Below are 1,905 nucleotides of genomic sequence, written 5' to 3' on the forward strand. Positions count from 1 at the left end.
GTGCTGGTCGGCGACAGCGATCGCGGCGGCGTCATCGCTTCGGTCGCCGGCACGCATCTGATCCTGCCGGAGGAGGACCGGCGCATGATCGTCGGCTATCTCATCAACAAGTTCCGGGGCGACATTTCGCTGTTCGACGATGGGCTGAAGTCGATCGAGACATTCACGGGTTGGCGCTGTTTCGGCGTGGTGCCGTGGCTGAAGGCGGCGGCGCGCCTGCCTTCGGAGGATTCGGTGGTGCTGGAGCGGTTGGCGTCCGGCGAGGCACGCGCGCTGAAGGTGGCGGTGCCGATGCTTGGCCGCATCGCCAATTTCGACGATCTCGACCCGCTCAAGGCCGAACCGCAGGTCGAGGTGGTGTTCGTGCCGCCGGGAAAGCCGCTGCCGGCCGATGCCGGGCTGGTGGTCATTCCGGGCTCCAAGTCGACGATCGGCGATCTGCTGAAATTCCGCGAGAACGGCTGGGATCGCGACTTGCTGGCCCATCGCAAGCGCGGCGGCCATGTCGTTGGTATCTGCGGCGGCTTCCAGATGCTCGGCCGCACAGTGCGCGACCCTGACCGCATCGAAGGCAGCGTCATCGAAGCCGAAGGGCTCGGCCTGCTCGACGTCGAAACGGTGATGGAACCGGAAAAGACGGTTCGCAACGTCAGCGCCCGTTCGGTGCCGTTCGACTTGCCGCTCGAAGGCTACGAAATCCACCTCGGCCGCACCATCGGACCGGATACGCTGCGGCCTTCCGCTGTCATCAATGGTGTCGAGGACGGGGCGGTGTCGGCCGACGGCAAGGTGATCGGCACCTATATGCACGGCCTGTTTGGCGCCGACGGCTTTCGCGGGAGATTCCTCGAAAGCCTCGGCATCAAAGGCGGCGGCATCGACTACCGGGCCGAGGTCGAGCGGGCGCTGGACGAGGTCGCAGCCGAGCTGGAGACCCATCTCGACTGCGACGCGATCTTTGCGCTGGCTCGGTAATTCGCAGAGCGCCTGAGGTTGGCTCAGGCCTTTTCGCCCGCCTTCGGCCAGTAGGTGCCGAAGGACCAGACGTTGCCTTCCGGGTCGCGGCAGATGAACTCGCGGCTGCCATAGTCGCGGTTGGTCAATTCCTGGATGATCGTGGCGCCGACGTTCCTGGCCTTGGCATAGGCGGCATCGGCATCGTCGACGGCAATGTAGATCGACTTGCCGCCGCCTGAGCCGGGTTCGCCGACCATCTTGCCGTAGTCGTCGTCGCGCACCGTGCCCAGCATGATCATCGAGGAGCCGAAGACCAGTTCGGCATGGTGCACGACATCGCCTTCGCCATAGCGGGCACGGACGCTGAAGCCGAAAGCCTCGCCCAGCCAATCGATCATTCTTGCCGCGTTCTTGTAGCGCAAAGCGGGGTAGAGGCGGGGCGCTTCAGTGGTGGTTGGCATGGGAACCTCCTTCATTTGGGTTGGTCGATAACCCACCCTGCTCAAAGACCGTTCCGGCGTCTTGAAGAAATGTTACCTGACAGAGAGCGCGGTCGGCGTTTCGCCGGCGAGGTCGCGAAACTCGCCCACCAGATGCGCCTGGTCGGCATAGCCGCAATCGGCGGCGATGCCGGCCCAGTCGACGGTCTGTTGTCTCGACAGGCCGAGCGCGCGGTTGAAGCGGACAATGCGCGACAGCGTCTTGGGGCCGATGCCGATGGCGTTGGAAAAACTGCCGGCGAGATGCTTGCGGCTCCAGCCCAGCCTTTCGGCGATCGATCCAATGCGGGTCCGGCCGCCGGATGCGATGATGCGGTCATAGGCCCAGGCGATTTCAAGCGGCGTCTCGGCGGCATTCTCGAGACGGGCGGTGACGAAGGCTTCGGCCATGTCGAAACGCGCCGTCCAGTCCGGCGCGTTGCCAAGCTTTTCACGCAGCGCCAAGCCT

Annotated in this window: 3 protein-coding genes; 1 reads left to right on the forward strand and 2 read right to left on the reverse strand. The window is 64.7% G+C overall.

Translation table 11 applies throughout. The features are described 5' to 3' along the window. On the forward strand, positions 1-975 hold a 975-nt coding region (locus tag EOC06_RS33815), incomplete at its 5' end, for a cobyric acid synthase (protein WP_128309842.1). Positions 976-998: 23 nt separating this feature from the next. Here EOC06_RS33815 and EOC06_RS33820 read toward each other — a convergent pair. Together EOC06_RS33820 and EOC06_RS44200 are read right to left on the reverse strand one after the other, a co-directional pair. Beyond that, on the reverse strand, positions 999-1,418 hold the full coding sequence (locus EOC06_RS33820) for a VOC family protein (protein ID WP_128309843.1): 420 nt from the start codon (positions 1,416-1,418) through the stop codon (positions 999-1,001). 72 nt (positions 1,419-1,490) lie between these two features. Continuing rightward, positions 1,491-1,905, reverse strand: a 415-nt coding sequence (locus tag EOC06_RS44200) for an AraC family transcriptional regulator (RefSeq protein ID WP_245470309.1), incomplete at its 5' end; no start/stop codon positions are given.

The sequence above is a fragment of the Mesorhizobium sp. M7A.F.Ca.MR.362.00.0.0 genome (assembly GCF_004023175.1).
Classification (GTDB): Bacteria; Pseudomonadota; Alphaproteobacteria; order Rhizobiales; family Rhizobiaceae; genus Mesorhizobium.